The sequence below is a fragment of the Lysobacter sp. M15 genome (assembly GCF_022662515.1).
Taxonomy (GTDB): domain Bacteria; phylum Pseudomonadota; class Gammaproteobacteria; order Xanthomonadales; family Xanthomonadaceae; genus JAKPBU01.
In genome coordinates this window covers 152,707-178,893 of record NZ_JAKPBV010000006.1, presented here as the reverse complement: position 1 = coordinate 178,893, position 26,187 = coordinate 152,707, and the positions used below count along the sequence as shown (strand labels likewise).

Genomic DNA, 26,187 nt, shown 5'->3' with positions numbered 1-26,187 from the left:
GTATCCCGCGCCGCCACTACATCTTGGGGTCGACGCGGCGGGCAGGGCCCAGACATTGGGGGTTTGTGCAAAGCACCAATCCTCAAAACAGGCCGGAATACCGCGGAGCAGTCGCTACACCAGCCGGAGTAACAGCCGGAAAACCGACGCCTTGGGGAGGGCTCGTGACGGCAGTCGAGGCACAACGCAGAACAGTCAGCATCCAGGCGGCAGGGCGTGGCCCCACGAGGGCACGGCCGGTCGCGGCATCGCCGTCGGCGCGGTTCGCGCCCCGGCGTCGCTAACGGTTTTTTGCCCGCAAGGGCACAGGCAAGGCGCTACACCTACAACCACAAGAAGGCCGCCGCCCCGCGGCACGCAACACGGAGAACACCAGGAATGAGCACAGTACGTCTGGAGGCGGTGAAAAACCCGGCGGGCGGAGCCCCTGCGCAGCAGGAAATCCCGATGCAGCCCGCCTCGACCGACATCTGGGACAAGAAATACCGCCTCAAGACCAAGGCCGGCGTGCCGATCGACGCCGACATCGACGCCACCTATCAGCGCGTGGCCCGGGCCCTGGCCGATGCCGAGCCCACGCCCGAGCTGCGCGCCTACTGGAACGAGCGCTTCACCTGGGCGCTGCGCCGCGGGGCGATCCCCGCCGGCCGCATCACCTCCAATGCCGGTGCGCTCGAGCACAAGCCCGCCACCAGCACCATCAACTGCACCGTGTCGGGCACCATCACCGATTCGATGGACGGCATCCTCGACAAGGTCCACGAGGCCGGCCTGACCCTGAAAGCCGGCTGCGGCATCGGCTACGAGTTCAGCACCCTGCGCCCGCGCGGCGCGTTCGTGGCCGGCGCCGGCGCGTACACCTCCGGCCCGATGTCCTTCATGGATATCTACGACAAGATGTGCTTCACCGTGTCCTCGGCCGGCGGCCGCCGCGGCGCGCAGATGGGCACCTTCGACGTCAGCCATCCGGACGTGCGCGACTTCATCCGCGCCAAGCGCGAGGACGGCCGCCTGCGCCAGTTCAACCTGTCGCTGCTGATCACCGACGGCTTCATGCAGGCGGTGGCCGACGATGCCGACTGGCCGCTGGTGTTCCCGATCAACGAGAAGGAAATCGGCGACGTCGACCTGGCCAACGCCGACCAGGTGGTCTGGCGCGAGTGGCCCACCCACACCAACTACGTGGTCCGCGACGACGGCCTGGTCGCCTGCAAGGTCTACGGCCACCTCAAGGCCCGGCACCTGTGGGACATGATCATGGTGTCCACCTACGACTATGCCGAGCCGGGCTTCATCCTGATCGACAAGGTCAACGAGATGAACAACAACTGGTGGTGCGAGAACATCCGCGCCACCAACCCCTGCGGCGAACAGCCGCTGCCGCCCTACGGCGCCTGCCTGCTGGGTTCGGTCAACCTGACCAAGTTCGTGCGCAACGCCTTCACCGACCAGGCCAGCTTCGACTGGGAGGAATACAAGGAAGTCGTGCGCGTGTTCACCCGCATGCTCGACAACGTGGTCGAGGTCAACGGCCTGCCCCTGCAGCAGCAGCGCGACGAGATCCTGCGCAAGCGCCGCCACGGCATGGGCTTCCTGGGCCTGGGCAGCACCGTGACCATGCTCAAGATGAAGTACGGCAGCAAGGAGAGCTGCGAGTTCACCGAGCGCATCGCCCGCGACATGGCGGTGGCCGGCTGGGAAGTCGCGCTCAGCCTGGCCGAGGAAAAGGGCCCGGCGCCGATCATGGAGGAGCGCTTCACCGTCACCGCCGAGATGCTGCGCAAGCGCCCGGAAATGGCGGCCGATGGCTGGAAGCTGGGCCAGGAAATCCCCGGCAAGGTGCTGCACGCCAAGTACAGCCGCTACATGCAGAAGGTCGCCGAAGTGGCGCCCGAGCTGGTCGAGCAGCTGGCCGAAACCGGCGCGCGCTTCACCCACCACAGCTCGATCGCGCCCACCGGCACCATCTCGCTGAGCCTGGCCAACAACGCCAGCAACGGCATCGAGCCCAGCTTCGCCCACCACTACAGCCGCAACGTGATCCGCGAGGGCAAGAAGACCAAGGAGAAGGTCGACGTGTTCTCCTTCGAGCTGCTGGCCTACCGCCACCTGGTCAATCCCAAGGCCGTGCCGTTCGCCGAGGATCCGGCCGCCAAGCTGCCGGACTACTTCATCTCGGCCGACGACATCACCCCCAAGGAGCACGTCGACGTGCAGGCCGCGGCGCAGAAGTGGGTGGACAGCTCCATCTCCAAGACCGCCAACGTCCCCACGGATTACCCGTACGAGGACTTCAAGGACATCTACCGCTACGCCCACCAGCAGGGCCTGAAGGGTTGCACCACCTTCCGCTTCAACCCGGCCGCCTTCCAGGGCGTGCTGGTCAAGGAAGCGGACCTGGAAAACACCCTCTACCGTTTCGAGCTGGAGGACGGCTCCACCGTCGAGGTCAAGGGCAACGAGCAGATCGAATACGACGGCGAAATGCACACCGCGGCGAACCTGTTCGACGCGTTGAAGGAAGGCTATTACGGCAAGTTCTGAACACGCTCCCTCCCCCGATTGCGGGGAGGGTCGGGTGGGTGCGCGGCGCAAGCACGCGGCCTACACGCTGCAAAGCATGCAAGTCGGGTATAGGATCGCGCCAGCAGTCAACCTGCTCGCAGTACCCGTGAAACATCGCAACCTGCAACGCAAACAGAACTTCCACCCGATTGACCGCCCTTAAGGAGGGCACCCATGGCCAGGAAAAAGAGCAAGGGCAACGGCGTGACCGCAACCATTTCGGCCGCCGCCAGCAACGTCGCCGACACCGCAGCCAACGTCGGCAGCACCATCGCCTCCACCGCCGGCGGCGCCGTCGCCACGGTCAAGAAAGCCGCTTCCAAGGCAACCAAGGCCGTCAGCAAGACCGCGGCCACCGCCAAGAAGGCGGTCACCAAGCGCGTCACCAAGGCCAAGAAGACCCTGGCCGGTGCCAGCGCCGCCGCCAAGAAGGAAGTCGCAGCACTGCGCCGCAAGGGCGCCGGCAAGAAGGCCGCCAAGAAGAAGACGGCGAAGAAGTCGACGGCCAGAAAGGCACCGGCCAAGAAGGCCGCCAAGAAGGCCGCACCGCGCAAGGCGGCGAAGAAGTCGACGGCCCGCAAGGCCACCGCCAAGCGCGCCGTGAGCAAGGCCGCCAAGGCCGTGCGCAAGTCCACCGCCACCGCCAAGCGCAAGACCGCCGGCGTGGCGAAGAAGGCCAAGCGCAGCGCCGCCGGCAAGAAGGCCGCCGCCACCCGCGCGGCGAAGAAGTAAGCCGTTCCTCTCCCTCCCCTGCGAAGGCAGGGGAGGGTTGGGGAGGGGTGCTCTTCGCCCCCATATCAATAGCAACACGCACCGCACCAGGACACGCACGCAATGGCCGTCAAGATCGACAAGAAAATCAAGGGATACGCCGTGGTCACCCCCGAGGACAAGGCGCGCGAAGGCGCAGCCCCGGTCTCCGGCGAAAGCGTGCCCCGCTCCACGATCGAGGCGGAAGTCTCGGCCAAGCCCATGGCCGACGTGATCCAGATGCACGAGCGCATCGAGCGCCCGGAAGTGCTGATCGGCTCCACCTACAAGATCAAATCGCCGCTGGTGGAACACGCCATGTACGTGACCATCAACGACATCGTGCTCAACGCCGGCTCCGAGCACGAGCAGCGCCGCCCGTTCGAGGTGTTCATCAACTCCAAGTCGATGGAACACTTCCAGTGGATCGTGGCCCTGACCCGGATCATGTCCGCCGTGTTCCGCAAGGGCGGCGACGTGACCTTCATCGTCGAGGAGATGAAGGCCGTGTTCGACCCCAAGGGCGGCTACTTCAAGGCCGGCGGCGTGTACATGCCCAGCCTGGTCGCCGAACTCGGCACCATCGTCGAGGACCACCTCAAGACCATCGGCCTGATGCACGACCCGGAACTGAGCGAGCACCAGCGCGCCCTGATCGCCGAAAAGCGCCGCGCCTACGACGAACAGCAGAACAACGGCTCAAAAAAAAACGCTGAAGTAGCCGGTTCTTCCGCTCATCCTGAGCGTAGCCGGGCAAAGCCCGGCGAAGTCGAAGGGCCGGCCGGCCCCGACCGCAGCACCCCCGAAGGCCGCTCTGAGGAAGTCATCGAAGTCACCGGCGACGGCGCGAGCTTCCCGCCGTCCGCCACCATGTGCCACAAGTGCAACACCAAGGCCATCGTGATCATGGATGGGTGTGCGACTTGTTTGAATTGTGGGTATTCGAAGTGTGGGTGAGGCGAGGGGGGTGAATTCTCCTCCACCAAAGCGAGCGATTGTTTTCTCTGGGGCCGGTGCCTCTTTTGCTGTTGATCGGGGTGCATACCCAACAACTGCCGGCTTCTATGAAAAGCTGCCGGAGCGAATTCGACAGCACAAGTTGATCGCACGTCTTGTTGCAAACTTTGAGAAGAAATTTGGAGTAGGCCCCCCTGACGTTGAGAAACTTCTTTGGTCACTTGAAGAGATTGTTTCCTACTTACGCAAGGCTGAGGATTCAGATAGCCCCCTCAGTTGGGTGCTGCCAGACAATCACTTGGCAGTAGCGCTGGGCTTTCCAACGCTAGATGTAAGAGGTTTTGCGCGAGTCGCTCATCAAGGTGCGTCTCAAATAAACGACCTGCGAGACGTAATAAATTCTCAGCTTTACGACTACTACTCGGCAATTCCATCGCCAGAAAGCCTAAAAGAAAACTGGTGCTTGTTGCTGCAGGGATTAAAGGATCGCGGGTACTGGCTTGATCTGATAACGACGAACTACGATCTCGTTCTTGAGTATGCAACTCAGTACCAGAAGCTTGATCTAGGATTCGGAAAATCCTTTGGGGTTCTAAGTAGGCTCGACGTTGAGCTTTGGCGTCGTTCCATACATGAGAGTGAATTTGTTCCGTACGCAGATGGCTTAATTACAAAGCTTCATGGTTCCCTGAACTGGGAAAACGATCGAGGGGATGTGGTATTCGGTGGCACAACATTTAGGGCTAGACACGAACACCATGCGATTATTTACCCGGGATTTAAGGGTATACCATCAAAACAACCATTCTCGACCCTTCATGAGTATTTTGAACATGCGTCGCGAAAAGCCGACTTACTAGTGTTCATCGGATTTGCTTTTCGAGACGACTACATAAACTCGATTCTTTCGGCCGGTGCCATTAGCAAACGTGTTCTTGTTGTTGATCCCGGAACGATAAAAATCCCGAAGTCCCTGGAAACCACCGCTACTCATATTCGTAGTGGTTTTGATGCAAATAGTGTGTCCGAAGTGCTTGGGTATATAGACGGGAGCTAATCCGCGTAAACCAGCGTAGCCTGGGTAAGCGGCGCGCATTCGGGGCTGTTTGACATGAAAGTTCTTTGACAATCCAGACAACATCTATTCGAGGCTAGCTCGGGCCTTTTGACCGCAGATGTTTGTCTTCTCACGTAGGACACTGCAGCGCTTTCTATTCGACCTACACGGCGTGCTGGAAAGTGGCCAACTCACAAAATAGGGTCAGAGTAGACTTTCTCAATGAACTACGATAAACGCGAAACTGACCCCTGTTCTTTCCACGGCGCGAGCTTTCCGTCGTCCGCCACCATGTGCCGCAAGTGCAACACCAAGGCCATCGTGATCATGGATGGGTGTGCGACTTGTTTGAATTATAGGTATTCGAAGTGCGGGTAATCTAAATATGCGACGACGGCCAAACTATCTTTTCAGTGAAGGCGATCTTCGTGCAACGCTAGAAAGCCATAAAGAAGGCGCGCTCAAGAAGATCGCTCAATTTGATGAGAGTCGCCTACGTGACAACACCATAGAGGGACTTGAAGCGCAGCTTCTCGAAGAATATCTAGTTCATCCGCTTTTATTAGATAAAGGCAGCGTCCAGAAGTCCGTCAATGAAGTTCAGGTAGATGTTAGCGGAGATAGGAATCGATACATTAGAGATCGAAGCCAACCATTCAATGTCGGTGGCTACGAATATAAATGCGCATATAGGTATTCAGGGGACTCCCTGCTTTGGAAGCTCAGGCCGAGCAACTGGTCAAGCGTTCTTCCCGTTGGCAGTATCGAACCAGATGCAGGCGGTCGTGACGGAGTCATAACGTTCACAACGCAAGCTGCCGGCGAAGCAAATCCAGAGCAGATGATTTCTGCGATTGATCGGGAGCTTCAGACGACGGAGCAATATATCTCATGGCAATCGAATCAGGTTGATTCGTTCAATAGAGCTTTAGGAGATTCGTTGATTGCCGCGCTAAAAGATCGATTTTCAAGAATTGAATCCGCGGCAAAAACAGGGGTCAGAGTGGACTTTCTCAATGAACTACGAGAAACGCGACTCTGACCCCTGTTCTTCCGCTAATTCCTGTTTGGAATCAGTTCGCTTAGGACGCAACAAACAGCCCCGCTTCGGCGGGGCTTTGTCTTTGTGGGCCTATGCCTTAGCGAAATACATCTTCCAGCCATTCAGCTGCCTTCTCTTGAACAAGGTCAGTGGTGATCGAGTCAACGTCAACAGTTCCCACTGAGCCAGCATGCCCTCCACCGCGTGGGCGAATAGTGTTCTCTTGAATGTTGATGCTCTTGCGAACCTTATCCGCCTGGAAAGCGAGCTGAGCAGTATCGCCCCGAGAACGATACTGATGATCCCCCTCAAATAGCAGGCGAATTGTTACGTTAGGTGAGTGAGATCCTCTGCTGGACTGTATGAAAACAGGGGTCAGAGTCGACTTTCTCAGTGAACTACGAGAAACGCTACTCTGACCCCTGTTCTTTGCGCCTGATGTGCTGGGCGATGAGCGGTAAGGCCACTCCATCCGGGTGGCCTTTTTGTTGACCAGTCGCAGCCTGCGCGACATCGCCTCGCTACAACACTGCTACCAACCAGCATAGGGGGCGACATGGCTAAGTGGGCGGATTACGGCATTTCGGCTGTTCGGTACAACGCGGCGCATACGCACATCGACCGTATACGGGCTCACCCGGACAACGAGGACACGATTGGGGCCGGCGCGGAGTACGACCGCGCAACCATCGTCAAAGCGATCAAAGATGGGGTCACGTTCGTGACCATCGTAATGAGTGGAGGAAGCTGGCAGAAGGGCCAACCCGTCTACATCATCAGAGTCAACGGGGTCGAGTACATCAAGACCGTAGACAACGGGAAGGAACGGGACAACCTCGAAAACTTGCCGGAGTTCTGACAGACGGGACCTCGGGCTATCTTGCGCACATGGCCAATCCGCGACTGACGCCCGGGCAGCTTGACCTCGCCCGCACCCTGCTAGATGACGTGCGAGCCCGGCTTGTAGACCTGAGCGGCGGCGACAAGGAATTGCTCTTTGCCTACCGCCGCAAGGTCTACAAAGAGCTGATGCACGATGAGCGCAGCAAGCCTATGGTCCGGCTTCGCTTGAAGCAACTCAAGATGAAGGAGCAGCAAGGGCTTTGCCCGCTCTGCAACAAGCCCCTGCCTGAGCGAGGGGCGGTGCTGGACCGTACCCGGGCCGTCGATGGGTACACGCCCGAGAACACCCGCCTGATTCACGCTGCCTGCGACGTGGCCCATCAGGCGGCGAAGGGGTACACCTGAGTCAGAAGCAGACCTTGAACGAAGGGTTCCAGCCCTCCATGCTGAGCGAACGTTAGGCGCCACGGGGGGCGTGATGATCGAGCGATTTCAAGGGGACGAGGGACGGCGGCGCTTGGTCGCCGTGGTGACGGAACATCGGCTGGTAGCGAATCGCCAGGAGCTTGCGGAGCGGCTGGTAGCCGCGGGCGAATTGATTGAAGTTCCGGCAGGCACGGCCGTCATCAATCAGGGAGACCAAACATCAGACGTTTTCTTCATCGTCGCCGGCAAAGTTGAAGTCCGGGTCAACGGTAAGGTCGTTGCAAACCGGTTCCCGGGCGATCCTATCGGCGAAATGGCCGCCATTGAACCCTCGCAGCCGCGAGCGGCGTCAGTCATTCCCCTTGAGACGACCGTCTTACTCAAGGTCAGCGAGGCCGAGTTCTCGGCGGCTGCTGAGCAGTTCCCCGACGTGTGGAGGCGAATTGCGGCAACGCTAGCCCGGCGACTCGCTGAGCGGAATCACTTGGTGACTGCCCAGCGCGAACGGGTCCGGGTGTTCATCATGTCCTCGGCGGAGGCGCTTCCCATCGTCGACTTGCTCATCAAGCAATTCGAGCATGACCCGTTCTTGGCGGTGGCGTGGAAGAACGGCGTATTTCGGGCATCGAACTACACGCTGGACGAGCTGGAGGCCGAGTTGGACGACTCGGATTTTGCTATTGCCGTGGCGCACGCGGACGATGTTGTTATCACGCGAGACGACGAATGGCCGACCATCCGCGACAATGTCGTTTTCGAGTTGGGCCTGTTCATGGGCCGGCTTGGGAGGCGTAGGGCCTTCCTGATGGAGCCACGGAACGCGGACTTGAAGCTGCCGAGTGACTTGGCGGGATTGACGACCATCCCCTATCGCTACGAGAAGGGGAAAGATGCGGAGCATTACATCGCGCCTGCGTGCGCGAGGCTACGCGAGTTGATAATGGCTGCCGGAGCGAAGGACTGAACAATGAGCCTAAAGAATGACCTTGAAGCTTACTGCGGTGACGTCTTTCGCTCCGCATGGACGACTCGCGATGGAACGGTGGTGCCGGATGAGAATTCAAAGCTAGGGTTGAAGAACGAAGCCATCAAAATCGACGGCACCGTGCTGTATGCGGACCTCGCCGATTCGACGCGGATGGTAGATAACGAGATCGCTGGCTTTGCTGCAGAGGTGTACAAAACTTTTCTCTACTGCTGCGCAAGGATCATTCCGCATCAGGGCGGTAATGTGACGGCCTACGATGGCGACCGAATCATGGGCGTATTCATTGGAAAGAGTAAGAATACCAGCGCTGTGAGGGCGGCGCTCAACATAAAGTGGGCGGTCGATGAGATAGTGATGCCAAAGATGAAAGCGGTGTACACAACCAAGAGCTTTCAGGTAAAACATGTCACGGGCATAGATACCAGCGAATTATTTGTCGCGAAGACCGGCGCACGCGGCGCGAACGACTTAGTTTGGGTAGGCCGCTCGGCTAACTATGCAGCAAAGTTGTCTGCGCTCGATCCGAGCTACACGTACATTACGCCGGATGTTTACAATGCGATGCATGATGACGTTAAGTTTTCCGACGGAAACCCAATGTGGGTCAAGATGATTTGGACCGAGTTCAATAACTCGTACATCTATCGTTCCAGCTATCGGCAGAGCTTCAGCTAGGGAAAGATCCACCGCGCGACCTAAAGGGGACGGGGCCAATTAATCCGTCACATTCCCGCTCGCACAGGAAAAAGGTGTCAGGGACAGTTTCCAATGGAAGGTGAATTCGAGGGGCCGGACGCTCCACCCGCACGACCGTAGGCATCGAGAACCCGCTGGATGTCCACGAATGGGTCTTCCTCCACATGGGGGCCCAGCAGGGTGACGTCCGCGAAGTTGGTGTCCAGCAGGTGTTGGCGGATCGCGTCAAACTGTTCTTGCCACAAGTGGATGAAGATGCGTTCTACATCCGCGAAGTGAGGCTCAAGCTGCTTGGCGATATCGGTACCCAGTGAGACAACTCGACGGTTGGCAGTTCCGATGCCGAGATACTCGAAATGCGCGGGGCGCTTCGGTGGAAGTGACAGGACCAGGTCCTTGCGTTCGCCTAAGCCGTCATCGTGCGCCATCATCTTGTCGCGCAGGTGCATGAGGTACTCATGCAGGTCCAATGCTTCCGTGCTTACTTGGGTTTTCAAGTGAGCAACCGCCCATGATCTTCCTAGCAGCTTTCGCGCGTCACTCCGCTTGAACGGCTTGCCATAGATGACGACCGCGCTCCACCAGAGCGCTTGGCTGACGGGGGAGTCTTTGTCGTCCCACTCGTCCTTGCAGCACTCCCGGATCATCGCCAGTGCGCTGGTCAGGTCGCGTCGCGTCCAGGTCAGGATCGCGAACCTTTCGATCGCGCTCGAAGACACGCGAAAGTTCCCACTCCATTTGTAGGCGCCTGCCTCGTCTAGTACTGAGCAGGGGAACGGCGGTTGTGGGTTGGCGGCGTTCATTCATTTTCTCGGGACGACACAGTTCGCGAAGCCAGCAAGGGCGTGTGATGAGCTCAACGATCGACTTAAGAGAACCGAGGCAATCAATTTGCGGTGACGTGCGGGCCAAGACCCGCCCTACGGGGCTGATTACAGCCCCTTGAACATCTCGCTTAGCGGCATGCGCAATGCCGTGCCCAACACTTCGATGGCATCGATGGAGAGACGGGCGGCGCCGGTCTCGATTCTGCTCATGTAGGCACGGGTGTAGCCGCACTTGTCGGCCAGGGCCTCTTGGGAAATGCCGCGTTCCTTGCGCAAGTCTTTGATTCTTTTTCCGAACCGCTGGCGCAAGGGGGCCTTCATGCCCACCTTGTACCGGTTGTGTTCTAACCGTTACACATACCAAGTGTTACATGTATACTAATCGTATCCATGGGTACTCGCCCCGGATAAGGAACCCGCGCAGCAAGGGAGTGCAGCAAATGGACCTTGGCATAGGCAACCTCGCAAACCTGCTCGACATCCTCCACGACGACACCGTCCCCAACCGCCCCCACGCCGTACTGGCGCTGTGCTCCTTGAAGGACCTGAGCACCATCGACCGCAGTGCCACCCGCCTGGGCGACCTGTGCGGCCTACGGGCGACGGAACTGTTCCAGGTCGCCGCCCACCTGTCCGGCACCGCGGGCGTGGACCGTGCCGACGTGTTGCGCCTGCTCGACCACGCCGCCACCGCCCTGGAAGAAGCCGAACACTGGGCCACCCTGGCCACCAGCGCCCGCACCTTCTACCAACACCCCAAACGCGCCCGCCACACCGCACGCGCCATCACCGCCGCATGGCCGGCGCTGCGCGACAACCCTGGGTAAGCCAGGGAACGGGGGCGATTAATTTGAAGTGGGGTGCGGCGCATCGCCATACCGATGGCGGGTCAAGACCCGCCCTACGGGGTTAGGATTCTGGCTGTCGCTGCTCGACGGATAGACAGGCTCGTTTCGGCGGGACTAGGATGTCGATGAACAGGGGGATGCAGGGAACGCATGGGGGCTCGAGTTCGCCGCTGGACCGCTTGGGGGCTGGGTTCGCTGTTTGCGTGCCTGGTTTCTGTCGCGTGGGCGGCCGGCGACCTCGCCCCGCTTCGTGCCCAGTTTCAACTGCCCGATGATCAGGTGAACTACGCTGCCGCCAAGCTGATGGTGGATCACCTTATTGACCCGAGCACCGATACGGCAGCAGTGCGCCGCGAACTTGACGTATGGGAGCGAGCCGTTCGCGGAACCGTGCCCGCTAACCCCACGGCGCGCCAAGTGCTCGATGCGTTGCTCAAGACCCTCTATGAGCCGGGGCCCTGGAATCAGGGCAGGCCGTTTAGCTACGACTTGTCCGACCCTCTGGGTAAGAACCCAAAGAACAAGCAATTGGCCACCTACTTGGCTACACGCAAGGGCAATTGCGTGTCCATGCCCATCCTGTTCGTCATCCTGGGCCAGCGGTTGGGCTTGCCAGTAGCGTTGGCCACGGCGCCCAACCACGTCCTGGTCAAGTTCGCCGACGACACGCAGCAGATGTGGTTGAACGTGGAGGCCACCGCGGGTGGCTTCAAATACGACAGCAGCTACCAGCGCGAAACGGGGATCTCGGAAGCGGCGTTGGACAATGGGCTGTACCTGCGACCCTTGTTGCCGCACGAGGGCGTGGGTGTCATCGCCAGTAGCTTGATGGAGCACTACGGGGCACGGAGGGACGCCGACGAACTCATGGCCGTGGCCGACTTGGCGCTGACCGCGAACCCCAAGGATCCGGTGGCCATGATCTGGAAGGCCAATGCCTACTACCTCCAGACGCAGCAGCGCATCACGTCCAAGTATCCCAACGCGGCGGACGTACCCCCGGAACTCCATGGGGAATACCGTCGCCTGACCCAAGAAAACCTGGCGTGGTTTGCCAAGGCCGAATCACTGGGCTGGGCGCAGAAGACGCCCGAGCAGGAAACGAGCTATCTTCAACACATCCAGCGCGAAACGGCGCGAAGGGGGCAGTGATGCGCAAGACCATTGCGGGACTGTTGGCAGCTGGGTTGTGCGTGTTGGCGTTTGACGTGTCAGCGCGGTTCGTTTCTACGGATCCTGTGCAGCCTAAGCCGAACACGGGCGAGAACTTCAATCGCTATTACTACGCCAATAACAGTCCCTACAAGTTCACGGATCCTGATGGTCGGGAAATCCGAGCTGTTAATCCCAGGGATCAAGCCCGCATCGAAAAGATGGTTAACTCAGTGGCTGTAGGCGTCTACAAGTTCGACAAGGGTGGCTCGCTGCAGCAAGTGCAAAGCGCAGGCGATACATCACGCTTTTCGCAGCATTATTCTGACCGTCTCAATCAAGCGATCTCTAGCGACAAGACGATCAACGTCCAGATCGCCGATACCTATGAGAATGCGTTTACCGGCGAGAATATTCAGGTGCAGGGCGGTTTAACCCAGGCGCTTGGGAACGGTCTATCGGATCAGAACGTTGTAGTCACAGGTCAGAGCTACACTGGGGATATGCAGACTTCGACCGGTGCACCTTTAACGCAGACGCCAGGCACCATCCTCATGCACGAGATGGTGGGCCATGCCATTCCCGGTGCAGTTGGCTCTGAAACGGGAAATGCTGTCAGCAACGAGAACAATGTAAGGATTCAGCTCCCCGATGCTGATCTGAGGATGCGGGATGAAAGCCACATTGAATAACTGGCTGCCGGTCCTTCTGCTGTCTTTACCTGCATGCATTGGCAATGCTTGTGCCGTGGAAAGGACTCGCCCCTCCATAGAGGAACGGGTCCAAAGCGCCGAACTGGTGGTCGTAACCGACGACATTGAGTTGCTGCCGAATACGGGTCAGGAGTTCGACAAATTCTTCCGGGTCAGGGCCCGGGTGGCAAGCGTTCTCAAAGGGCAGGTGGCAGTCGGTGATCGCATTGAAGTAGTGGTGGACAACACCATAGCGGAACGCCGGAATGACTGCTGTGTGCCGGGCAATGTCTATGTCTTGTTCCTGCGCGAACGAGCCGGCAAATACCATTTCGTCGGCAGCCCGTCGGGGGCAGTCCTAGTTGAACTTAAAGGGCGCAAAGTCGCCGCGCCATAACCAATCAAAGGCTCAACGAATACACCACGGTATTGCAGGCTGGCGGTATGACCCAATCGAATTTTCCTGCTGCACATGCCGCTGGCCTATCAGCGGAGAGTGCTGTCATGGGGGCCGCCGCTCGCACATCCACGGGGGTTCCTACGCCGGCTTCAAATTTTGGCGTGCAATACCAGGACGCCAGTGGTGCCACGGTCAAGTCCTATAACTTCCTGCTCGATCAGAACGGGACGCCTTGATGAAAGCGAGGCATTGCATCTTGGCGATTGCCCTCGCGGCTGGGGGGCATGTGCACCTACCGGTACTGATCGACAGGGTGACGCACTCCAAGATGCAGCCATCATTGAACGATCTGCTATCCCGCCATATACCGGATACATTCGCACCTGGATCCAGTTCAAGGTAAAGGTAAAGGCAAGCGGAGCGGAACTAGTGGTTTTGCTGCCGCACTTCGAAGACGGCAAGAGGATTCCGGAAGTCGGCGAGACCTGCCAGATCCGCTACCACGCTGAAGCGATTGAGGGGCAGGTGGGCGACAAGAACGTTCAAGAGGCGACTGCTAATGTCGTCGATCAGATGGAATGCGAGAGGGGCTAAGATTTTGAGTCGGACCTATGCCAGTAGCGCAAGTTCAGGGAAATAGGGGTCAGAGAACAATTTCACATTCACTGCCGCAGGAATTAGTTTTCTGACCCCTGCTTTTCGGAGATTGACGGCCGCGCCTTCAAGCAAATCGACGCCTCGGCCAGAGCGATGCCGAGCCGATGTAGAGCCCCGGTAATGGGGCCAGGCTCATTCTCTTGGCAGTGCTCGCAGGACGTGGTGGAATTCAAGGAAAGACCAGCACCGACATGCGCGTTGTCGGATGCAAGGATCGAGGTTGTTGTCCGAGGGACGGTCGCCACCAAGTGCCAGCAGGCATCACCCGCTACGCCGTTCTTTCGCCCTTCCTGTGGTACGCCCGATAAAGTCGAGCATCAACGACGCGGCCACGGCCGCATGCGTCTCGAGCAGCAGGTGGCCGGCGTCGAGGACATGGGCTTCCATCCTCGGCAGCGCGCGCATCCATGACAGCACCTCGGCGAGATCGAAGTAGATGTCATGCCTTCCCCAGACCATCAGGACAGGGGGCTGCCAGCGCTCGAGGTACTGGGCGATGGCGTCGAAGCGGGCGGCGTAGTTCGCATAGTCCGCAATCAGCGCGCGCTGCGTGTCCATATGACCCGGCAGGTTCATCACTCGCCAATCCTCTTCCCAGGGTTCGGCGGGGATCCGCTCGGCCACGTCCGCCGGAACGCCCGAGATATACGTGTCGCGCGTGCCTGCCAGGGTCAGATGCGCGGTGGCCGCCGCTTCGTTCTCCGCGCTGGGCTGCGCCCAGTAGGCTTGCGTCGCGGCCCAGCCCGGTCCCCAACCAGTCCGATGCGCGTTGGCGTTCTGGACGACGAGGCCCAGCACCTGCTCGGGCGCCTGCATTGCGATCTGCAGGCCCACCGGCGTTCCCCAATCATGCAGGTAAATGAAACGCGGCCCGATGCGCAGCCGGTCCAGCAGCTCGGAAATCGCGTCACCGATGGCGGCAAACGAGACCGCCGGCAGCGCGTCGGACTCGCCATGGCCGGGCAGATCGGGCGCGATCACGCAAGCGGACTGCGCCAGCGCGGGCATGAGCTCCCGGAACATGCGCGCCGAGTTCGGCGTGCCGTGCAGCAGCAGCACGGCCGGCCTGGACGTCTCGCCCGCCGTGGCGTACGCCAGCTCAGTACCGCCCGACAAACGAAGTCGTTCCATTTTCATGGATTGCCCTCCATCCGGAATGCAGGGCCGTTGATAGGTGTTGCGGCGTTACCAGTCGGTGAGAATCACAGCAACGCTGGCTAACAACTCGTGTATGGGCTTTCCCTGCAACAGAACAGATTGATCGTCACAGGCGCACGTTTCGGCGTAGCGCGCCGTTCCGCATGCGCTGCGATCTGCAGCATCGCCGCCATGCAGCGCGTGCAGCCTCAATGCACGTAGTTGAACGCGACCACCGGCGTCGCGGAGTTGGTGGTGTTGCGGCCGCGGATCAGGCGCGCGCCGAAGATAATGCCGAAACGCGTAAGGCGGGTTAAAACCTGCCCTACGGGCGACGCAATCCGCGGGGACGGGTGGAGCCAGCAAAGCCGTAGGGCGGGTCTCGACCCGCCATCGTCGAAGCGACGGAACCGGAATACTCCGACGCCCCTTCCAGCGTTCGTCCGATGGTGGCGGCTTCCGCCACGCGGCATGTTGTCTCCATGTCCAACTACCGACGCGCCTGGGTACGGGGCGGCACCTACTTCTTCACCGTGAACCTGCTGGAGCGTCGCCGGCGATTGCTGGTCGACCACGTCGACCTGTTGCGCGGCGCCTTTCGCGAAGCCAAGGCGTCACGCCCATTCTCTGTGGTCGCATGCGTCGTTCTGCCGGATCACCTGCATTGCATCTGGAGCCTGCCCCAGGACGATCTGGACATCGCGACGCGGTGGCGGCACATCAAGACGACTTTCTCGCGCTCTATACCACCTGCAGAACGACGTTCGCAGCGACGCATGGCGAAAGCCGAACGCGGCGTGTGGCAACGGCGCTACTGGGAACACCTTATCCGCGACGACGACGACTTGCGGACGCACATCGATTACATCCACTTCAATCCGGTCAAGCATGGGCATGTCGCCCGGGTGGCGGATTGGCCGTATTCCTCGTTCCATGGATATGTGCGGCTTGGGGTGTTGCCGGAGGATTGGTCGTGGGATTCGCAGTGACGTGCGGGCCGTCGCCATACCGATGGCGGGTCGAGACCCGCCCTACGGGTTCGCGCAAGCCGTCGGACACCGGCCTCCACCCAAATCCGTTTGCGGTTGATGTGTCGGAGCCTTGCGCGCAAGCCAAATTGGGTCGCGGTTGGTATGCCGGAGCCTTGCACGGAGACCACATCTGCCAACTAAAGGGGACGAAGGTAATAAAGTCCTTATTCGCCTCCGTCCCCTTTGCGTCCGACCACGTGTTGGCAGCATCATTCCGCCGTTGTTCGGCCGATTGACATTGGTACCGCGCGCGTCCGATCGCGTCACCGGTCGCCCGCCGCGTCCGCGCCGAGTTGCTATGATCGGAGCGAGCAAACGCCGGTGCGGGAATCGTCCCGCCGCCGCGCACGCGCGCCGCGCTGGAGCGTCCCGCCGCGTCGCGCCGACTATTCGATCCGGAATCGCATGCGGCAACGCGCCTGGCATCTTCGGTGGAACGCGGCCGTCCTCGCCGCCATCGGTCTGGCGTGGGCCGTCGTCGCGCTGGTGTTCGCCGCACAGGGCTACGCGATCAGCGCCTACCGGGGCGCGCCCCAGCCGTGGTGGCCGTCGCTAGGGTATTCGCTGGCGATCTTCTCGGTGTGGGCCCTGCTGACCCCGGCCATCGTGCAGGCCGTGGCCCTGATCGAGGCGACGGTGGCGCGGCGTTCCGGCCGCGTGCTGGTCTACGTCGCCGGCCTTCCGGTCGTGTCGGCGCTGCATGTCGCGTTGTTCGCGCTGCTTTACTGGCCCGTCTACAGCGACGGCGGGCGCGTGCCCACGCGTGCGGCGATGGCGGCGCGGATGTTCGTCCAGAACGTGGACACCAACACGCTGTTCTACCTGCTGGTCGTCGGTGTCGCCGTGGTCGTCGCGAGGCGTCGCCAGGAGGCGCGGCCCGCCGTGACGCCCACGGCCGCGGCACCCAGCGATGCGGCCGAACCGGCCCCGCTGCAGGTCAGGACCCGGGGCCGGCTGCAGCTGGTGCCGCTGGCGCAGATCGACTGGATCCAGGCGGCCGGCGACTACGCGGAAGTGCACGCCGGCCGCCATGCGCACCTGCTGGACGAGTCGCTGAGCTCGCTGGCCGAGCGGCTGCCGGCGGCGGAGTTCGCGCGCATCCACCGGCAGAGCGTCATCCGCGTCGACCGGGTCAAGGAGGTGCGCAGCCTCGGACGCGGCGACGCCGCGGTGGTCCTGGCGAACGGGACCGAGCTGCGGCTGAGCCGTCGCTACCGCGCAAACCTGCTGGGCCGGCTGCCGCGCCCCGCGCCCGCCGATCCCGCTCGCCGGTAGCGGTGGTCCCGCTCGCCGAAAACCCGTAGCGCGGCGGCACCGGCGGCGACAGCATCGCCGCACCTCCACTGCGGGACCCTGCGACATGTCGATCCGGTTCACTGCGGCCTGCGCCGCTGCCCTGGTGTTGTTGTCTTTTGCGGCTGCGGACCGGCCGCTGCACGCGCGCGAACGCCCTGCAGCGCCGGTGCGGCAAGCGGTCGACCTGCAGGTGCCGCATGTGCCGACCGCGCTGCGGACCGGCGATGAGCGGCGGCTGGTTTACGAACTGCACCTGACCAACTTCGCCGCCCAGCCGCTGACGCTGGCGCGGGTGCAGGTGCTCGACGGCGACACGCACTCCGTGGTCCTCGACCTCGCCGACGCACCGCTGCATGCCGCCGCCGCGCTGCCCGGCGCGCCGGAGGCCGAGCAGCGCGCGCGGTCGATCGCCGAGGGTCGCCGCGCGATCGTGTACCTGTCCGTCCCGGCCACCGACACGCGCCAGCGCCTGCTGCACCGGATCGAACTGTCCCCGCCCGGTGCGTCCGCGGCGCCGATCGAGGTGGTGGGTGGCGCGGTGCGGGTCGCGCCGGGTGCGGCACCGGTGCTGGGTGCGCCGCTGCGCGGCGGGCCATGGGCCGCGTTGTACGACCCGGGGATGGAACGGGGCCACCGCCGCGTGATCTATGCCGTCGACGGCCGGGCGCGCATTCCCGGCCGGCACGCGGTGGACTGGATGGTCGCCGGTCCTTCCGGCCGACACGGTGCCCGCAACCCGTGGGCGGAGAGCGACGGCTTCGGTGCGGACGTCCTGGCGGTCAGCGATGGCGTGGTGGCCGCCACGCGCGATGGCGTGCCCGAGCCAGAGAAGGGCGCGGTGCGCGCGCCCGTGGCCCTCGCCGACGCGCCCGGCAACTACGTCGCGCTCGACATCGGCGGCGGCCGGTACGCCTTTTACGAACACCTCGCCCCGGGTCTGGCTGTGCGGCCCGGCCAGCGCGTCCGCCGCGGGCAGGTGATCGCCCGCGTCGGCTCCACCGGGTCGGCGAGCCGGCCGCACCTGCATCTCCACGTCAGCGACGCCAGCGCGCCGCTGGCGGCGGAAGGTCAGCCGTTCGAACTCGCGGGCTGGCGCGCTCTCGGCGCGTACCGCTCAATCGACGCGTTCGACCGCGGCGAGTCGTGGGTCGAGTCCGCGGCCCCTGAAACGCAGCCCGCAGATGCCGGCTTCCCGACGCCCAACGCCGTGGTCGTTTTCGATTAGCGGTGCGCGAAGCGGAAAAACGGGGTGAAAACAGGGCTCGGAGTTGATTTTCCCGGTGAACCACGAGAAGCGCGACTCTGGCCCCTGCTCTTCATAGTTGGCTCGCGACCGCCTCTGGTGCGACGGCAGCTGGATCCGGGATTTCGAGCGTCATATAGGTGCTGTTCGGGTCCTCGACGTACGTGTCGAACGGCGCGCATTCGACAAAGCCGAACGATGCATACAGCCGCCGCGCCGGCTCGAAATAGCCCATCGAACCTGTTTCCAGGCTCACGCGCTGGAACCCGGCCAACCGCGCCTCGGCAAGCAGATGCTGCAGGATCGTGCGTGCCACACCTTTGCGCAGATGCGCGCGGGCAGTCCGCATCGACTTGATCTCGGCATGCGCATCGTCCAGTCGTTGCAACGCACCGCAACCCAGTAGCGCATCGCCTTCGTGAAGAGTCCACACGCAGACGTCCGGTTGACGCAGGCCGGCCAGGTCGAGCGCGTGCTGACTTTCCGACGGCGCGGTCGCCTCCATCGCAGCGCGGTGCTCTTCCAGCAGCGCGATAAACGCCGGACTGTCGAGGTCGGCTCGTTTGATCAGCATGGAGTCGTCCTCTGCGACTATCTGAAGGATTCGCAGGGTAACAAAGCAAGCGATGGGGACGGAGGCAATTAGCCCGCGTCGTCGCGACCGAAAGAGGGCCGGGTCACAAGCTGCGCTAGTTTCCTCCGTCCCTTGATTCGGTAACCCTCATGAATGTCGGGTCCTTTGGCTCCAGGCGCGGACTCACCCGCAGCCCCGTCTGAAGGAATGGCGCATCATCGAAACGGAACCCTACCCGCGTCGGCAGATGCCCTCCGGTCGCAAGCAGGTAGGGTTCTGGCGCCAGGCGACGCCATCAACAGGACAGCAGCTTTGCTGCAACTTTTGGGGGTGAACGCAGATGCGCTTTTCTCGAATGGGGATGGGTCGCCGAACATTGCTTGCACTGGCAATTGGCTGTTGTATGCAGGTGGCTCTGGCCCAGGGCCTGGAGACGCAGCGCAACTACGATCTTCCCGCTGGCCGGCTGGTCGAGGCGCTCGATGCCCTCAGCGAGCAAAGCGGTCTGCAGATCGTGTACGACCAGGCGATTCTCTCGAAGAGCAACGCCCAGGCGATTCGCGGCGTGATGACCGCGGAACAGGCCCTCAAGGCGCTGCTGCAGAAGCAAGGGCTGGAATTCGAGCATGTCAGCGAACGGACCGTGCGCGTAAAGGTGGCGACCCCGAGCAGAGCGCCAGCGCCGCCGCCACCGCCACCGCGCCAGGCGCAAGAGGCAGTAGTCGATCTGGACAAGATCACCGTCACCGGCTCGCACATTCGCGGGGTCCATGCGAGCGCTTCACCACTGCTGACGTTCGACCGCGAAGACATCGAGCGGAGTGGGTATACCTCCTTCGGCCAGTTCGTCGAGAGTCTCCCGCAGAACTTCGGTGGTGGCGCAAGCCAGGACACCGTCGGCACGGACGGCAGCGTTGGCAACGACGGCTTTGGCAGCGCGGCCAACCTGCGTGCGCTGGGCCCAGGCGCAACGCTGGTGCTCATCAACGGCCAGCGCCTGGCATCCGGCGGGAACTCGGGGCAGTTCGTCGACATTTCCATGATTCCGCTGTCCGCCATCCAGCGAGTCGAGGTGCTGACGGATGGCGCTTCGGCGCTCTACGGCGCAGACGCCGTCGGTGGCGTCATTAACGTCATCACGCGTGACGACTACGAAGGCGCCGAAACGATGCTCCGCTACGGCAATGTCACCAACGGTGATGCGCCGGAGGTCCTGGCCAGTCAATCGATCGCCGGTAGCTGGGCCACGGGCAACGCGATGCTGGTCGCCGAGTACGGTCGTCAGGACCCGTTGCGCGCGGGCGATCGCGATTTCGCTTTTGCCGCGGATCCGGATACGACGCTCCTCCCGCAGCAGCGGCGCAACAGCGTGTTCGGAAGCATCAGTCAGCAGATTTCAGGCAACCTATCGGTCTTCGGCAATCTGCTCTACACCAGGCGCGACTCGGAGCACGAGAAAGTTCTTCTCTTTCCCGACACGCTGCATGATCGTCAAACGGCCCGGAACACCCAGCTCACCGGTTTGATCGGGCTTCGCCTGGACACGGACAACTGGAACGGCGAGCTGGTCGCCAATCGCTCGGAATTCTCTTTCGATTCCGAGCTCAATCGTGAGGGCGAGATCACGCGGTCGGACGTTGACACCGATGTCAGCGCGATCGACGCCCGGATCAACGGCGCAATCGCCCGCACATCCGCCGGTGACATCAGCGTGGCGCTCGGGGCCGGCTATCGACGGGAAAACGTCGACACGATCTTCGACGACGTGCTGCCTACCCGAGACGTGCACGTGGCCTTCGGTGAGCTGTTTGTTCCGATTGTGGGACAGGGCAACCGGATGCGCGGCATCGAAGCCCTGGAGCTGAGCATCGCGGGTCGCTACGAGAAGTTCAGCGACTTCGGCAGCAAGCTAACGCCGAAATACGGTGTTCGATGGAGCCCGGTGCAGGGGCTGGCTTTGCGCGGCACCTATGGGAAGTCGTTCAAGGCCCCGACGATGGCCCAGCTTGCCGGCGGCACCGAGTCCTTTCTCGCCTTTATTCCGAGCGATTTCGGGATCAGTGTGCCTGGAGACCCGTTGATTCTCGCGCGCACTCAGGCCGCTCATCCAGACCTTGATGCCGAAGAGTCCACCAGCTGGACGGTCGGCTTCGACGTTCATCGGCCTGGCTCGCCCTTCAGGCTGAGCCTGAGCTACTACAACATCGAAATGAGTGGGCGAATTTCGGATCCCTTGGTGGCCGGGTTCGACGCTTTCTTCAATCATCCAGAGGCGTTTGGCGACCTACAGGTCAGGAACCCCTCGGCAGATTCCATCAACCAGCTTCTCGCCGGCGCGACATCGTTCCTGGATCTCACGGGCGGCGCGTTCTCGCCCGATACGGTCGGCATGTATGCCGATCTTTCCCTGACCAACCTGTCTTCGGAACGTCAGCGCGGATTCGATCTGGAAACGAGCTACTTGTTCGACACCAGGTGGGGCCAGATCGACGCCTCCCTGAGTGCGAACTACATCACCAAGTTCGAGAAGGCGGTCACCTCGACCAGTCCGGCCGTCAATGCACGCAACGTGTTATCCGCCCCGGTCGACTTTCGCCTGCGCGGCGGTGGAACATGGACGCGAGGGGCTTGGACGTCATCGCTGTTCGTCAATTACACCGACGATTATCGGGTGAGCGACGAACCGGGGACGGCCAAGATCGACTCCTGGACCACGTTCGATGCCAACGTGCGCTACGCCCTTGAATCGGAAGAGGGCGCCTTCTGGCATGGGTTGAGCTTCACGGTCGGGGTGCAGAACCTGTTCGACCGCAACCCGCCGTACGTGGCCACGCCGGTATTTCTCGGTAGCAACCCCGGCTATGACCCGACGAACGCGGACCCGCGCGGTCGGTTCGTGTCGTTGACGGTGGCGAAGTCATGGTAGGCGCAGGCCGGATTGCGCAGCGGATCCGGGTCCTGCTGATCGCGTCGCTTGCCTCCGGATTTGCAATGGCGTCCACACCAATGAGTCGCAAGGATGCTGCTCAAGCGGGAGGATTCGAAATTGCCGACTACTTCCGGTTGCAACGGGTATCCGAACTTGCACTCTCCAGTGATGGCGAGTGGCTGGCCTATATCGTCGAGGGGCAGTCGCTGGAGAAGAACGCGAGGACGCGCGAAGTTCGTATACGACCACTCACTGGACCCGAATCGGTCGCCCCCGAATCGGTGGCCGACGCGAGTGCGATCGCCTGGATCCCCGGCACCCATCAGCTCGCCTTTCTCTCGGATCGGGAGAGGGTGACGCAAGTGTTCTCCTTCGATGTGCAGACCAAGGAACTCCAGAAGCGTACCGCCAGCGATTTACCCATCGAGAGCTTTCTGTTCGCGCCTGACGGGGCGTCGATTGCCTATTTGGCGCGACAAACCTCCAGTACGGAGGCCTCCCTCTATACGCGATTTCGAGAAGACAACACGGGCATCGTCATCGATCCGGCGACCACAAGCTCCCACGACTTCGTCAATCCGAACTGGCACGGGCAAGTACGGCGATCGAATCCGACACTGTGGTTGCGCAGATCCGGGAAGCCCGCAGTGCGCATCCCGGTGCCTGGCGATCCGTCGGACAATGACGGTGCGTACCACTGGTCGTCTGATAGCCGATGGCTGTCGGTCACCTATCTGGCTACCGACCTGCCCGCAGCCCAGTTGCGCGATGAGCGCACGAGCCTGGGCGTATACGCACCGGGTACGGGAGCGTTTCGCGTGCTGGCGGAAGCAACGCCTCGCGAAGGCCAGAAGTTTGGAGAGAGCTTTGCGGGCGGCGAGTGGATTCCCGGGAAACGACGGATGCTCGTAAGGCGGGTCAAGGAGAGCGAACCTTGGGTCAGTTGGGACTTTCCTGAGTGGACCGTCGCCGATCCATTCGCGGAGCTGCCGCGAGATTCCTCGAGATGGCATGCCACGGAAATCTATCCCAGTGGCTTGAGGTTCACTGCCATCGACGACTCGAAGGTACTTGTCGAGAACACCGTGCAGGGGGTGCATTCCCTGTTCGCTCTGCTACCTGGGGGCCTGCGCCCGGCAGAAGTGGTTTCGACCCTGGACGGAAGCAGCTCATTGGTAAGATTCAGCGCGGACGCCAAGGCCGCGGTCTTCGTCAATGAGAGCCTCACGCGCCCGCCCGAGATCTACGCATGGCGCGAAGGTCGGCCGCCACGCCCGATCAGTGACCTCAACCGGTCCATCGCCGCGAAGGTCCACTTCCGTGCGCGAGAGGTGCGCTGGTCGGCAGCTGACGGGCAGACCATCCAGGGATGGTTGCTCGAACCGCCGGCGTCGGCCGGATCGCGTCCATGGCCGCTCCTGACGCATGTGCACGGGGGTCCCGACTTCCCGTACCCCAATGCATTCCAGGCCTATTTTCACTATTGGCCATATGCCCTCGAGGTACTGGCGGAGCAGGGGATTGCGGTCTTCCTGCCCAACTACAGAGGGACGCATACATTCGGCAAGGTGATCGCCCAGGCGCAGGGCAATGAGCCGGTCGACGACATTGTTACGGGCATCGACCGGCTGATCGCCGACGGAGTCGCTGATCCGGAGCGGCTGGCGCTATCCGGTCACAGTCACGGCGCGGTGGTCGGACCGCAGGTCATGGCCCGAGCGAAGCGCTTCCGTGCCGCAGCGTTTGCTGAAGGCAGTGCCAACAGTGTCGTGATGTACGAATTGATGAGCGAGCAAGCCAATCGTGAGATCCACGATCCTCTGATGGGCGTCAGTCTGTACGAGGCGCCGCAGCGCTACATCGACGATTCGCCTGATCTGCACTTTTCTGGAGTACCAACGGCGACCCTCTTCGAGGGCGGTGCCTACACCGCTGCAATCCATATGCTCGGTTATCCGAAAGCAGCCCGCCGGGCAGGAATGCCGACGAAGTTCATCATCTATCCCAAAACCCAGCACAACATAGCGCTGCCAAATCTTCAGAGGGAGTCCGCATCCCGATCCCTGGAGTGGTTCAGGTGCTGGTTGGCCGACCTTGATCGACGGAACCATGGCGCGCTGAGGCCCATACGCGATCAAGCACCGATCTGCGGCGTAACCGACTGAACTGCAGCGTCTTTCGAGTTGGGTTCCGGCTATCACGATGGCCGCTGGCGCGCACTTCGGGGGCGTCCGGAAATCCTCCTCCGAACGGGATGCTGCCGGCCCACTCTCGGCATTCCCCATGAAAACCTCGGGGTGGGGCTGGATTAGCCGCTTTTTGTCCCGCACCCATCGGGGCGCTCATGGCTTCCCAGGCGCAGTCGGGCATGGGAAGGTAGGGTCTGGCCCTGCCTGGCCGCCTTTCACCGTGGAAGGCGCAGAAGCGGGCGGTTCAAATGGTGCATGGGCAGGTGAAGCCGGGTGCGGACATTGAGGGCATCGACCGCGATGTTGCCGCCGGTGAACCGCGGCACCTTGAGGTCTGGTTACAACAGCTGCGCCCGGCGCTCATGGCATTCCTGCGCCGCAAATTGCACGACCCTGCCGATGTCCACGATGCCCTTCAGGAAACCAGTCTGCGTGTATGGAGCTACGCCGCCCAATCAGAAGTAAGGGCGCCGGTTTCAGTCTGCTTTCACATTGCAGGGCGCGTGGCGATCGACTTCGCCCGGGCCAAAAAGCGTGCGCCCTACACCGAGCAACCTGACGCGCTCGAGCAGAGGGTGGCTACGGAGCCCGGCCCGGAGCGTTCTGCCTCGGCAGCGCAGACGCTGGAGCTGGTGAAAGAAGTGATCGGTCGTTTGCCGCCGGGTTGTCGGCATGTATTTCTGCTCAGTCGCAGCAATGGATTGAGCAATCTCGAGATCGCGAAGCGCTGCGGCGTTTCCATCAAGCTGGTGGAGAAGCAGATCAGCCGCGCACTTCGAGAGCTGCGCGAGCATGCGCGTGTATGGGAAGGAGAATGACGATGACAGGGGCAGCTGTCGGCGACCTGCAACGCATCCAGATCGATTCCCAGGCGCGGGAGTGGCTCCGGAATGTCCAGCGCGGCGATATGAAGCAGGAAGAGCTCGAGGAATTCGGCCGATGGATGGCGGTGGCCGCGCATGCGGAGGCGTTTGCCGTCAGCGAGTGGAGCGGTGCCTGCATCGACGCGCTTGATCATCGACCCGACCCGCAATGGCGCCGCTGGAAGCAGGAGGCGATGCAGCGGGCAGTGCTCGGTACGCCCAAGGTCGAAGCGCTGGCCAACTGGAGCGACCTGGTGTTCTCGCCAACGTCGCGTTCCCGCGAGCGCGCAAGCACAGGATTCCTCAAGGCTGCGCTCGCTCTGGCGGCCACCTTGGCGGTAGTCGCCGTAGGCCTGCATTGGCAGCAGGCCGCAACGCCGAACGTACTGCATTACCAGGCTGACGAGACAACGCGCGCAGTGCTGCTGCCCGATGGGACGCGTCTCACCCTGGACGCGGGCACGGCTGTCGACTACGTGAGGCTTGGCGATACGCGCCGTCTTGTGCTGCCCGCTGGCCGCGTGTACCTCAATGTAACCAAGGATCCTCGGCATTCACCCTTCGTGGTGGCTAGCGGTCAGGTCGAGACGGTCGTCTTGGGCACGCGTTTCCAGGTCAGTCAGACCGCTGAACGTACAGAGGTCGTACTGGAAGAAGGAAAGGTGCTCATGCAGCGTTCCGGCAGCTCGTTGTCCACGACGCTTGCGCCGGGTCAGCGCGGTTGGTGGACGGTAGGGGCCTCCAGTTTCCAGACAGCTACAGCGAATCCATCCTCAACCTTGGCGTGGACACGCGGGCGTCTGTTGTTCGAGAACGTGTCCCTGGCCGAGGCCATCGTCGATGTGAATCGATATTCCAGACACGTCAAGATCGAACTGGCAGAACCGAAGCTGGGAGAGCTCAGAGTTAGCGGCAGTTATATGGCCGGCGACCCGGAACTCGTCGTCGCGGCTTGGGAAGCAACGATGCCGGTGCGAGCGAAGCACGTAGGCAATCGGATCCAGTTGATGCACAAATGAAGATTG

At 61.8% G+C, this 26,187-nt stretch carries 25 protein-coding genes and 1 pseudogene; 22 read left to right on the top strand and 4 right to left on the bottom strand.

The features are described from left to right. The first annotated feature begins 378 nt into the window (after window positions 1-378). The 10 genes and pseudogenes from MC380_RS06010 (at window position 379) to MC380_RS05965 (ending at window position 9,303) form a co-directional block, all read left to right on the top strand. Entirely contained in the window at window positions 379-2,544 is a 2,166-nt protein-coding gene (locus MC380_RS06010) for an adenosylcobalamin-dependent ribonucleoside-diphosphate reductase (RefSeq protein WP_242163645.1), read from the top strand. Between the two features lie 195 nt (window positions 2,545-2,739). Then, window positions 2,740-3,297 (top strand): hypothetical protein, encoded by a 558-nt coding sequence (locus tag MC380_RS06005; protein ID WP_242163643.1) that lies wholly within the window; start codon window positions 2,740-2,742, stop codon window positions 3,295-3,297. Window positions 3,298-3,399: 102 nt separating this feature from the next. Continuing rightward, window positions 3,400-4,272: an NrdJb gene (locus MC380_RS06000; RefSeq protein WP_242163641.1), complete on the top strand. Its 873-nt coding sequence runs from the start codon at window positions 3,400-3,402 to the stop codon at window positions 4,270-4,272. Window positions 4,273-4,282: 10 nt separating this feature from the next. Next, a complete protein-coding gene (locus MC380_RS18005; RefSeq protein WP_242163639.1) occupies window positions 4,283-5,329 on the top strand; it encodes an SIR2 family protein in 1,047 nt (348 codons plus the stop codon). Between the two features lie 264 nt (window positions 5,330-5,593). Continuing rightward, window positions 5,594-5,707 (top strand): annotated as a pseudogene (locus tag MC380_RS05990) (NrdJb); the annotation flags it as partial. Window positions 5,708-5,714: 7 nt separating this feature from the next. Next, entirely contained in the window at window positions 5,715-6,371 is a 657-nt protein-coding gene (locus tag MC380_RS05985; RefSeq protein WP_242163638.1) for a hypothetical protein, read from the top strand. A 556-nt stretch (window positions 6,372-6,927) separates the two neighbouring features. After that, window positions 6,928-7,230, top strand: a complete 303-nt coding sequence (locus tag MC380_RS05980; RefSeq protein ID WP_242163636.1) for a DUF3892 domain-containing protein — start codon at window positions 6,928-6,930, stop codon at window positions 7,228-7,230. A gap of 29 nt (window positions 7,231-7,259) precedes the next feature. Beyond that, window positions 7,260-7,619 (top strand): hypothetical protein, encoded by a 360-nt coding sequence (locus MC380_RS05975; protein WP_242163634.1) that lies wholly within the window; start codon window positions 7,260-7,262, stop codon window positions 7,617-7,619. Window positions 7,620-7,692: 73 nt separating this feature from the next. Next, entirely contained in the window at window positions 7,693-8,604 is a 912-nt protein-coding gene (gene pycTIR / locus MC380_RS05970) for a Pycsar phage resistance system effector protein PycTIR (RefSeq protein WP_242163632.1), read from the top strand. 3 nt (window positions 8,605-8,607) lie between these two features. Further along, complete coding sequence (locus tag MC380_RS05965; RefSeq protein ID WP_242163630.1) at window positions 8,608-9,303, top strand: adenylate/guanylate cyclase domain-containing protein; 696 nt, start codon at window positions 8,608-8,610, stop codon at window positions 9,301-9,303. A 77-nt stretch (window positions 9,304-9,380) separates the two neighbouring features. Here the strand turns inward: MC380_RS05965 and MC380_RS05960 are convergent, their stop codons facing one another. Both MC380_RS05960 and MC380_RS05955 read right to left on the bottom strand, forming a co-directional pair. Further along, the gene (locus MC380_RS05960) at window positions 9,381-10,127 is read right to left on the bottom strand and encodes a hypothetical protein (protein WP_242163628.1); all 747 of its coding nucleotides are present in this window, start codon (window positions 10,125-10,127) and stop codon (window positions 9,381-9,383) included. Window positions 10,128-10,256: 129 nt separating this feature from the next. Next, on the bottom strand, window positions 10,257-10,472 hold the full coding sequence (locus MC380_RS05955) for a helix-turn-helix transcriptional regulator (RefSeq protein ID WP_242163627.1): 216 nt from the start codon (window positions 10,470-10,472) through the stop codon (window positions 10,257-10,259). Between the two features lie 119 nt (window positions 10,473-10,591). Between MC380_RS05955 and MC380_RS05950 the strand changes: the two genes are divergently transcribed. The 5 genes from MC380_RS05950 (at window position 10,592) to MC380_RS05930 (ending at window position 13,837) form a co-directional block, all read left to right on the top strand. Next, entirely contained in the window at window positions 10,592-10,978 is a 387-nt protein-coding gene (locus MC380_RS05950; protein ID WP_242163625.1) for a hypothetical protein, read from the top strand. Between the two features lie 171 nt (window positions 10,979-11,149). Next, a complete protein-coding gene (locus MC380_RS05945) occupies window positions 11,150-12,151 on the top strand; it encodes a transglutaminase-like domain-containing protein (protein ID WP_242163622.1) in 1,002 nt (333 codons plus the stop codon). Continuing rightward, window positions 12,151-12,843 carry a hypothetical protein gene (locus MC380_RS05940; protein WP_242163621.1) on the top strand — a complete coding sequence of 231 codons (693 nt, stop codon included), beginning with the start codon at window positions 12,151-12,153 and terminating at the stop codon, window positions 12,841-12,843. The genes MC380_RS05945 and MC380_RS05940 overlap by 1 nt, the downstream gene beginning before the upstream one ends. Beyond that, window positions 12,824-13,240 (top strand): hypothetical protein, encoded by a 417-nt coding sequence (locus MC380_RS05935; protein ID WP_242163619.1) that lies wholly within the window; start codon window positions 12,824-12,826, stop codon window positions 13,238-13,240. Before MC380_RS05940 ends, MC380_RS05935 begins: the two co-directional genes overlap by 20 nt. Window positions 13,241-13,672: 432 nt before the next feature. After that, window positions 13,673-13,837: a hypothetical protein gene (locus tag MC380_RS05930; RefSeq protein ID WP_242163616.1), complete on the top strand. Its 165-nt coding sequence runs from the start codon at window positions 13,673-13,675 to the stop codon at window positions 13,835-13,837. Window positions 13,838-14,161: 324 nt separating this feature from the next. On the opposite strand, the gene MC380_RS05925 is transcribed toward MC380_RS05930, so the two are convergent. Then, window positions 14,162-15,037 (bottom strand): alpha/beta hydrolase, encoded by an 876-nt coding sequence (locus MC380_RS05925; RefSeq protein ID WP_242163614.1) that lies wholly within the window; start codon window positions 15,035-15,037, stop codon window positions 14,162-14,164. 482 nt (window positions 15,038-15,519) lie between these two features. On the opposite strand from MC380_RS05925, the gene MC380_RS05920 reads away from it, so the two are divergent. The 3 genes from MC380_RS05920 to MC380_RS05910 all read left to right on the top strand — a co-directional run bounded on the left by MC380_RS05920 (window position 15,520) and on the right by MC380_RS05910 (window position 18,589). Continuing rightward, window positions 15,520-16,026 (top strand): transposase, encoded by a 507-nt coding sequence (locus MC380_RS05920; RefSeq protein ID WP_242163612.1) that lies wholly within the window; start codon window positions 15,520-15,522, stop codon window positions 16,024-16,026. Between the two features lie 447 nt (window positions 16,027-16,473). Continuing rightward, on the top strand, window positions 16,474-17,343 hold the full coding sequence (locus MC380_RS05915; protein WP_242163611.1) for a LytTR family DNA-binding domain-containing protein: 870 nt from the start codon (window positions 16,474-16,476) through the stop codon (window positions 17,341-17,343). Between the two features lie 85 nt (window positions 17,344-17,428). After that, entirely contained in the window at window positions 17,429-18,589 is a 1,161-nt protein-coding gene (locus tag MC380_RS05910; protein WP_242163609.1) for a peptidoglycan DD-metalloendopeptidase family protein, read from the top strand. Window positions 18,590-18,680: 91 nt separating this feature from the next. Here the strand turns inward: MC380_RS05910 and MC380_RS05905 are convergent, their stop codons facing one another. Beyond that, complete coding sequence (locus MC380_RS05905; RefSeq protein WP_242163607.1) at window positions 18,681-19,181, bottom strand: GNAT family N-acetyltransferase; 501 nt, start codon at window positions 19,179-19,181, stop codon at window positions 18,681-18,683. A gap of 403 nt (window positions 19,182-19,584) precedes the next feature. On the opposite strand from MC380_RS05905, the gene MC380_RS05900 reads away from it, so the two are divergent. From MC380_RS05900 to MC380_RS05885, 4 genes are all read left to right on the top strand, one after another. Continuing rightward, window positions 19,585-22,107 (top strand): TonB-dependent receptor, encoded by a 2,523-nt coding sequence (locus MC380_RS05900; protein ID WP_242163605.1) that lies wholly within the window; start codon window positions 19,585-19,587, stop codon window positions 22,105-22,107. Continuing rightward, window positions 22,101-24,275 carry a prolyl oligopeptidase family serine peptidase gene (locus MC380_RS05895; protein ID WP_242163604.1) on the top strand — a complete coding sequence of 725 codons (2,175 nt, stop codon included), beginning with the start codon at window positions 22,101-22,103 and terminating at the stop codon, window positions 24,273-24,275. Before MC380_RS05900 ends, MC380_RS05895 begins: the two co-directional genes overlap by 7 nt. Before the next feature lie 272 nt (window positions 24,276-24,547). Beyond that, on the top strand, window positions 24,548-25,117 hold the full coding sequence (locus MC380_RS05890; protein ID WP_242163602.1) for a sigma-70 family RNA polymerase sigma factor: 570 nt from the start codon (window positions 24,548-24,550) through the stop codon (window positions 25,115-25,117). Window positions 25,118-25,119: 2 nt separating this feature from the next. Further along, window positions 25,120-26,181 (top strand): FecR domain-containing protein, encoded by a 1,062-nt coding sequence (locus tag MC380_RS05885; RefSeq protein ID WP_242163600.1) that lies wholly within the window; start codon window positions 25,120-25,122, stop codon window positions 26,179-26,181. Window positions 26,182-26,187 lie beyond the last annotated feature (6 nt).

Excerpts from the sequence above, each read along its gene's own strand:
- MC380_RS06010 (WP_242163645.1), top strand. The coding sequence starts at position 379 with ATGAGCACAGTACGTCTGGAGGCGGTGAAAAACCCGGCGGGCGGAGCC.
- MC380_RS06005 (WP_242163643.1), top strand. The coding sequence starts at position 2,740 with ATGGCCAGGAAAAAGAGCAAGGGCAACGGCGTGACCGCAACCATTTCG.
- MC380_RS06000 (WP_242163641.1), top strand. The coding sequence starts at position 3,400 with ATGGCCGTCAAGATCGACAAGAAAATCAAGGGATACGCCGTGGTCACC.
- MC380_RS05985 (WP_242163638.1), top strand. The coding sequence starts at position 5,715 with ATGCGACGACGGCCAAACTATCTTTTCAGTGAAGGCGATCTTCGTGCA.
- MC380_RS05980 (WP_242163636.1), top strand. The coding sequence starts at position 6,928 with ATGGCTAAGTGGGCGGATTACGGCATTTCGGCTGTTCGGTACAACGCG.
- MC380_RS05975 (WP_242163634.1), top strand. The coding sequence starts at position 7,260 with ATGGCCAATCCGCGACTGACGCCCGGGCAGCTTGACCTCGCCCGCACC.
- pycTIR (WP_242163632.1), top strand. The coding sequence starts at position 7,693 with ATGATCGAGCGATTTCAAGGGGACGAGGGACGGCGGCGCTTGGTCGCC.
- MC380_RS05965 (WP_242163630.1), top strand. The coding sequence starts at position 8,608 with ATGAGCCTAAAGAATGACCTTGAAGCTTACTGCGGTGACGTCTTTCGC.
- MC380_RS05960 (WP_242163628.1), bottom strand. The coding sequence starts at position 10,127 with ATGAACGCCGCCAACCCACAACCGCCGTTCCCCTGCTCAGTACTAGAC.
- MC380_RS05955 (WP_242163627.1), bottom strand. The coding sequence starts at position 10,472 with ATGAAGGCCCCCTTGCGCCAGCGGTTCGGAAAAAGAATCAAAGACTTG.
- MC380_RS05950 (WP_242163625.1), top strand. The coding sequence starts at position 10,592 with ATGGACCTTGGCATAGGCAACCTCGCAAACCTGCTCGACATCCTCCAC.
- MC380_RS05945 (WP_242163622.1), top strand. The coding sequence starts at position 11,150 with ATGGGGGCTCGAGTTCGCCGCTGGACCGCTTGGGGGCTGGGTTCGCTG.
- MC380_RS05940 (WP_242163621.1), top strand. The coding sequence starts at position 12,151 with ATGCGCAAGACCATTGCGGGACTGTTGGCAGCTGGGTTGTGCGTGTTG.
- MC380_RS05935 (WP_242163619.1), top strand. The coding sequence starts at position 12,824 with ATGAAAGCCACATTGAATAACTGGCTGCCGGTCCTTCTGCTGTCTTTA.
- MC380_RS05925 (WP_242163614.1), bottom strand. The coding sequence starts at position 15,037 with ATGAAAATGGAACGACTTCGTTTGTCGGGCGGTACTGAGCTGGCGTAC.
- MC380_RS05920 (WP_242163612.1), top strand. The coding sequence starts at position 15,520 with ATGTCCAACTACCGACGCGCCTGGGTACGGGGCGGCACCTACTTCTTC.
- MC380_RS05915 (WP_242163611.1), top strand. The coding sequence starts at position 16,474 with ATGCGGCAACGCGCCTGGCATCTTCGGTGGAACGCGGCCGTCCTCGCC.
- MC380_RS05910 (WP_242163609.1), top strand. The coding sequence starts at position 17,429 with ATGTCGATCCGGTTCACTGCGGCCTGCGCCGCTGCCCTGGTGTTGTTG.
- MC380_RS05905 (WP_242163607.1), bottom strand. The coding sequence starts at position 19,181 with ATGCTGATCAAACGAGCCGACCTCGACAGTCCGGCGTTTATCGCGCTG.
- MC380_RS05900 (WP_242163605.1), top strand. The coding sequence starts at position 19,585 with ATGCAGGTGGCTCTGGCCCAGGGCCTGGAGACGCAGCGCAACTACGAT.
- MC380_RS05895 (WP_242163604.1), top strand. The coding sequence starts at position 22,101 with ATGGTAGGCGCAGGCCGGATTGCGCAGCGGATCCGGGTCCTGCTGATC.
- MC380_RS05890 (WP_242163602.1), top strand. The coding sequence starts at position 24,548 with ATGGTGCATGGGCAGGTGAAGCCGGGTGCGGACATTGAGGGCATCGAC.
- MC380_RS05885 (WP_242163600.1), top strand. The coding sequence starts at position 25,120 with ATGACAGGGGCAGCTGTCGGCGACCTGCAACGCATCCAGATCGATTCC.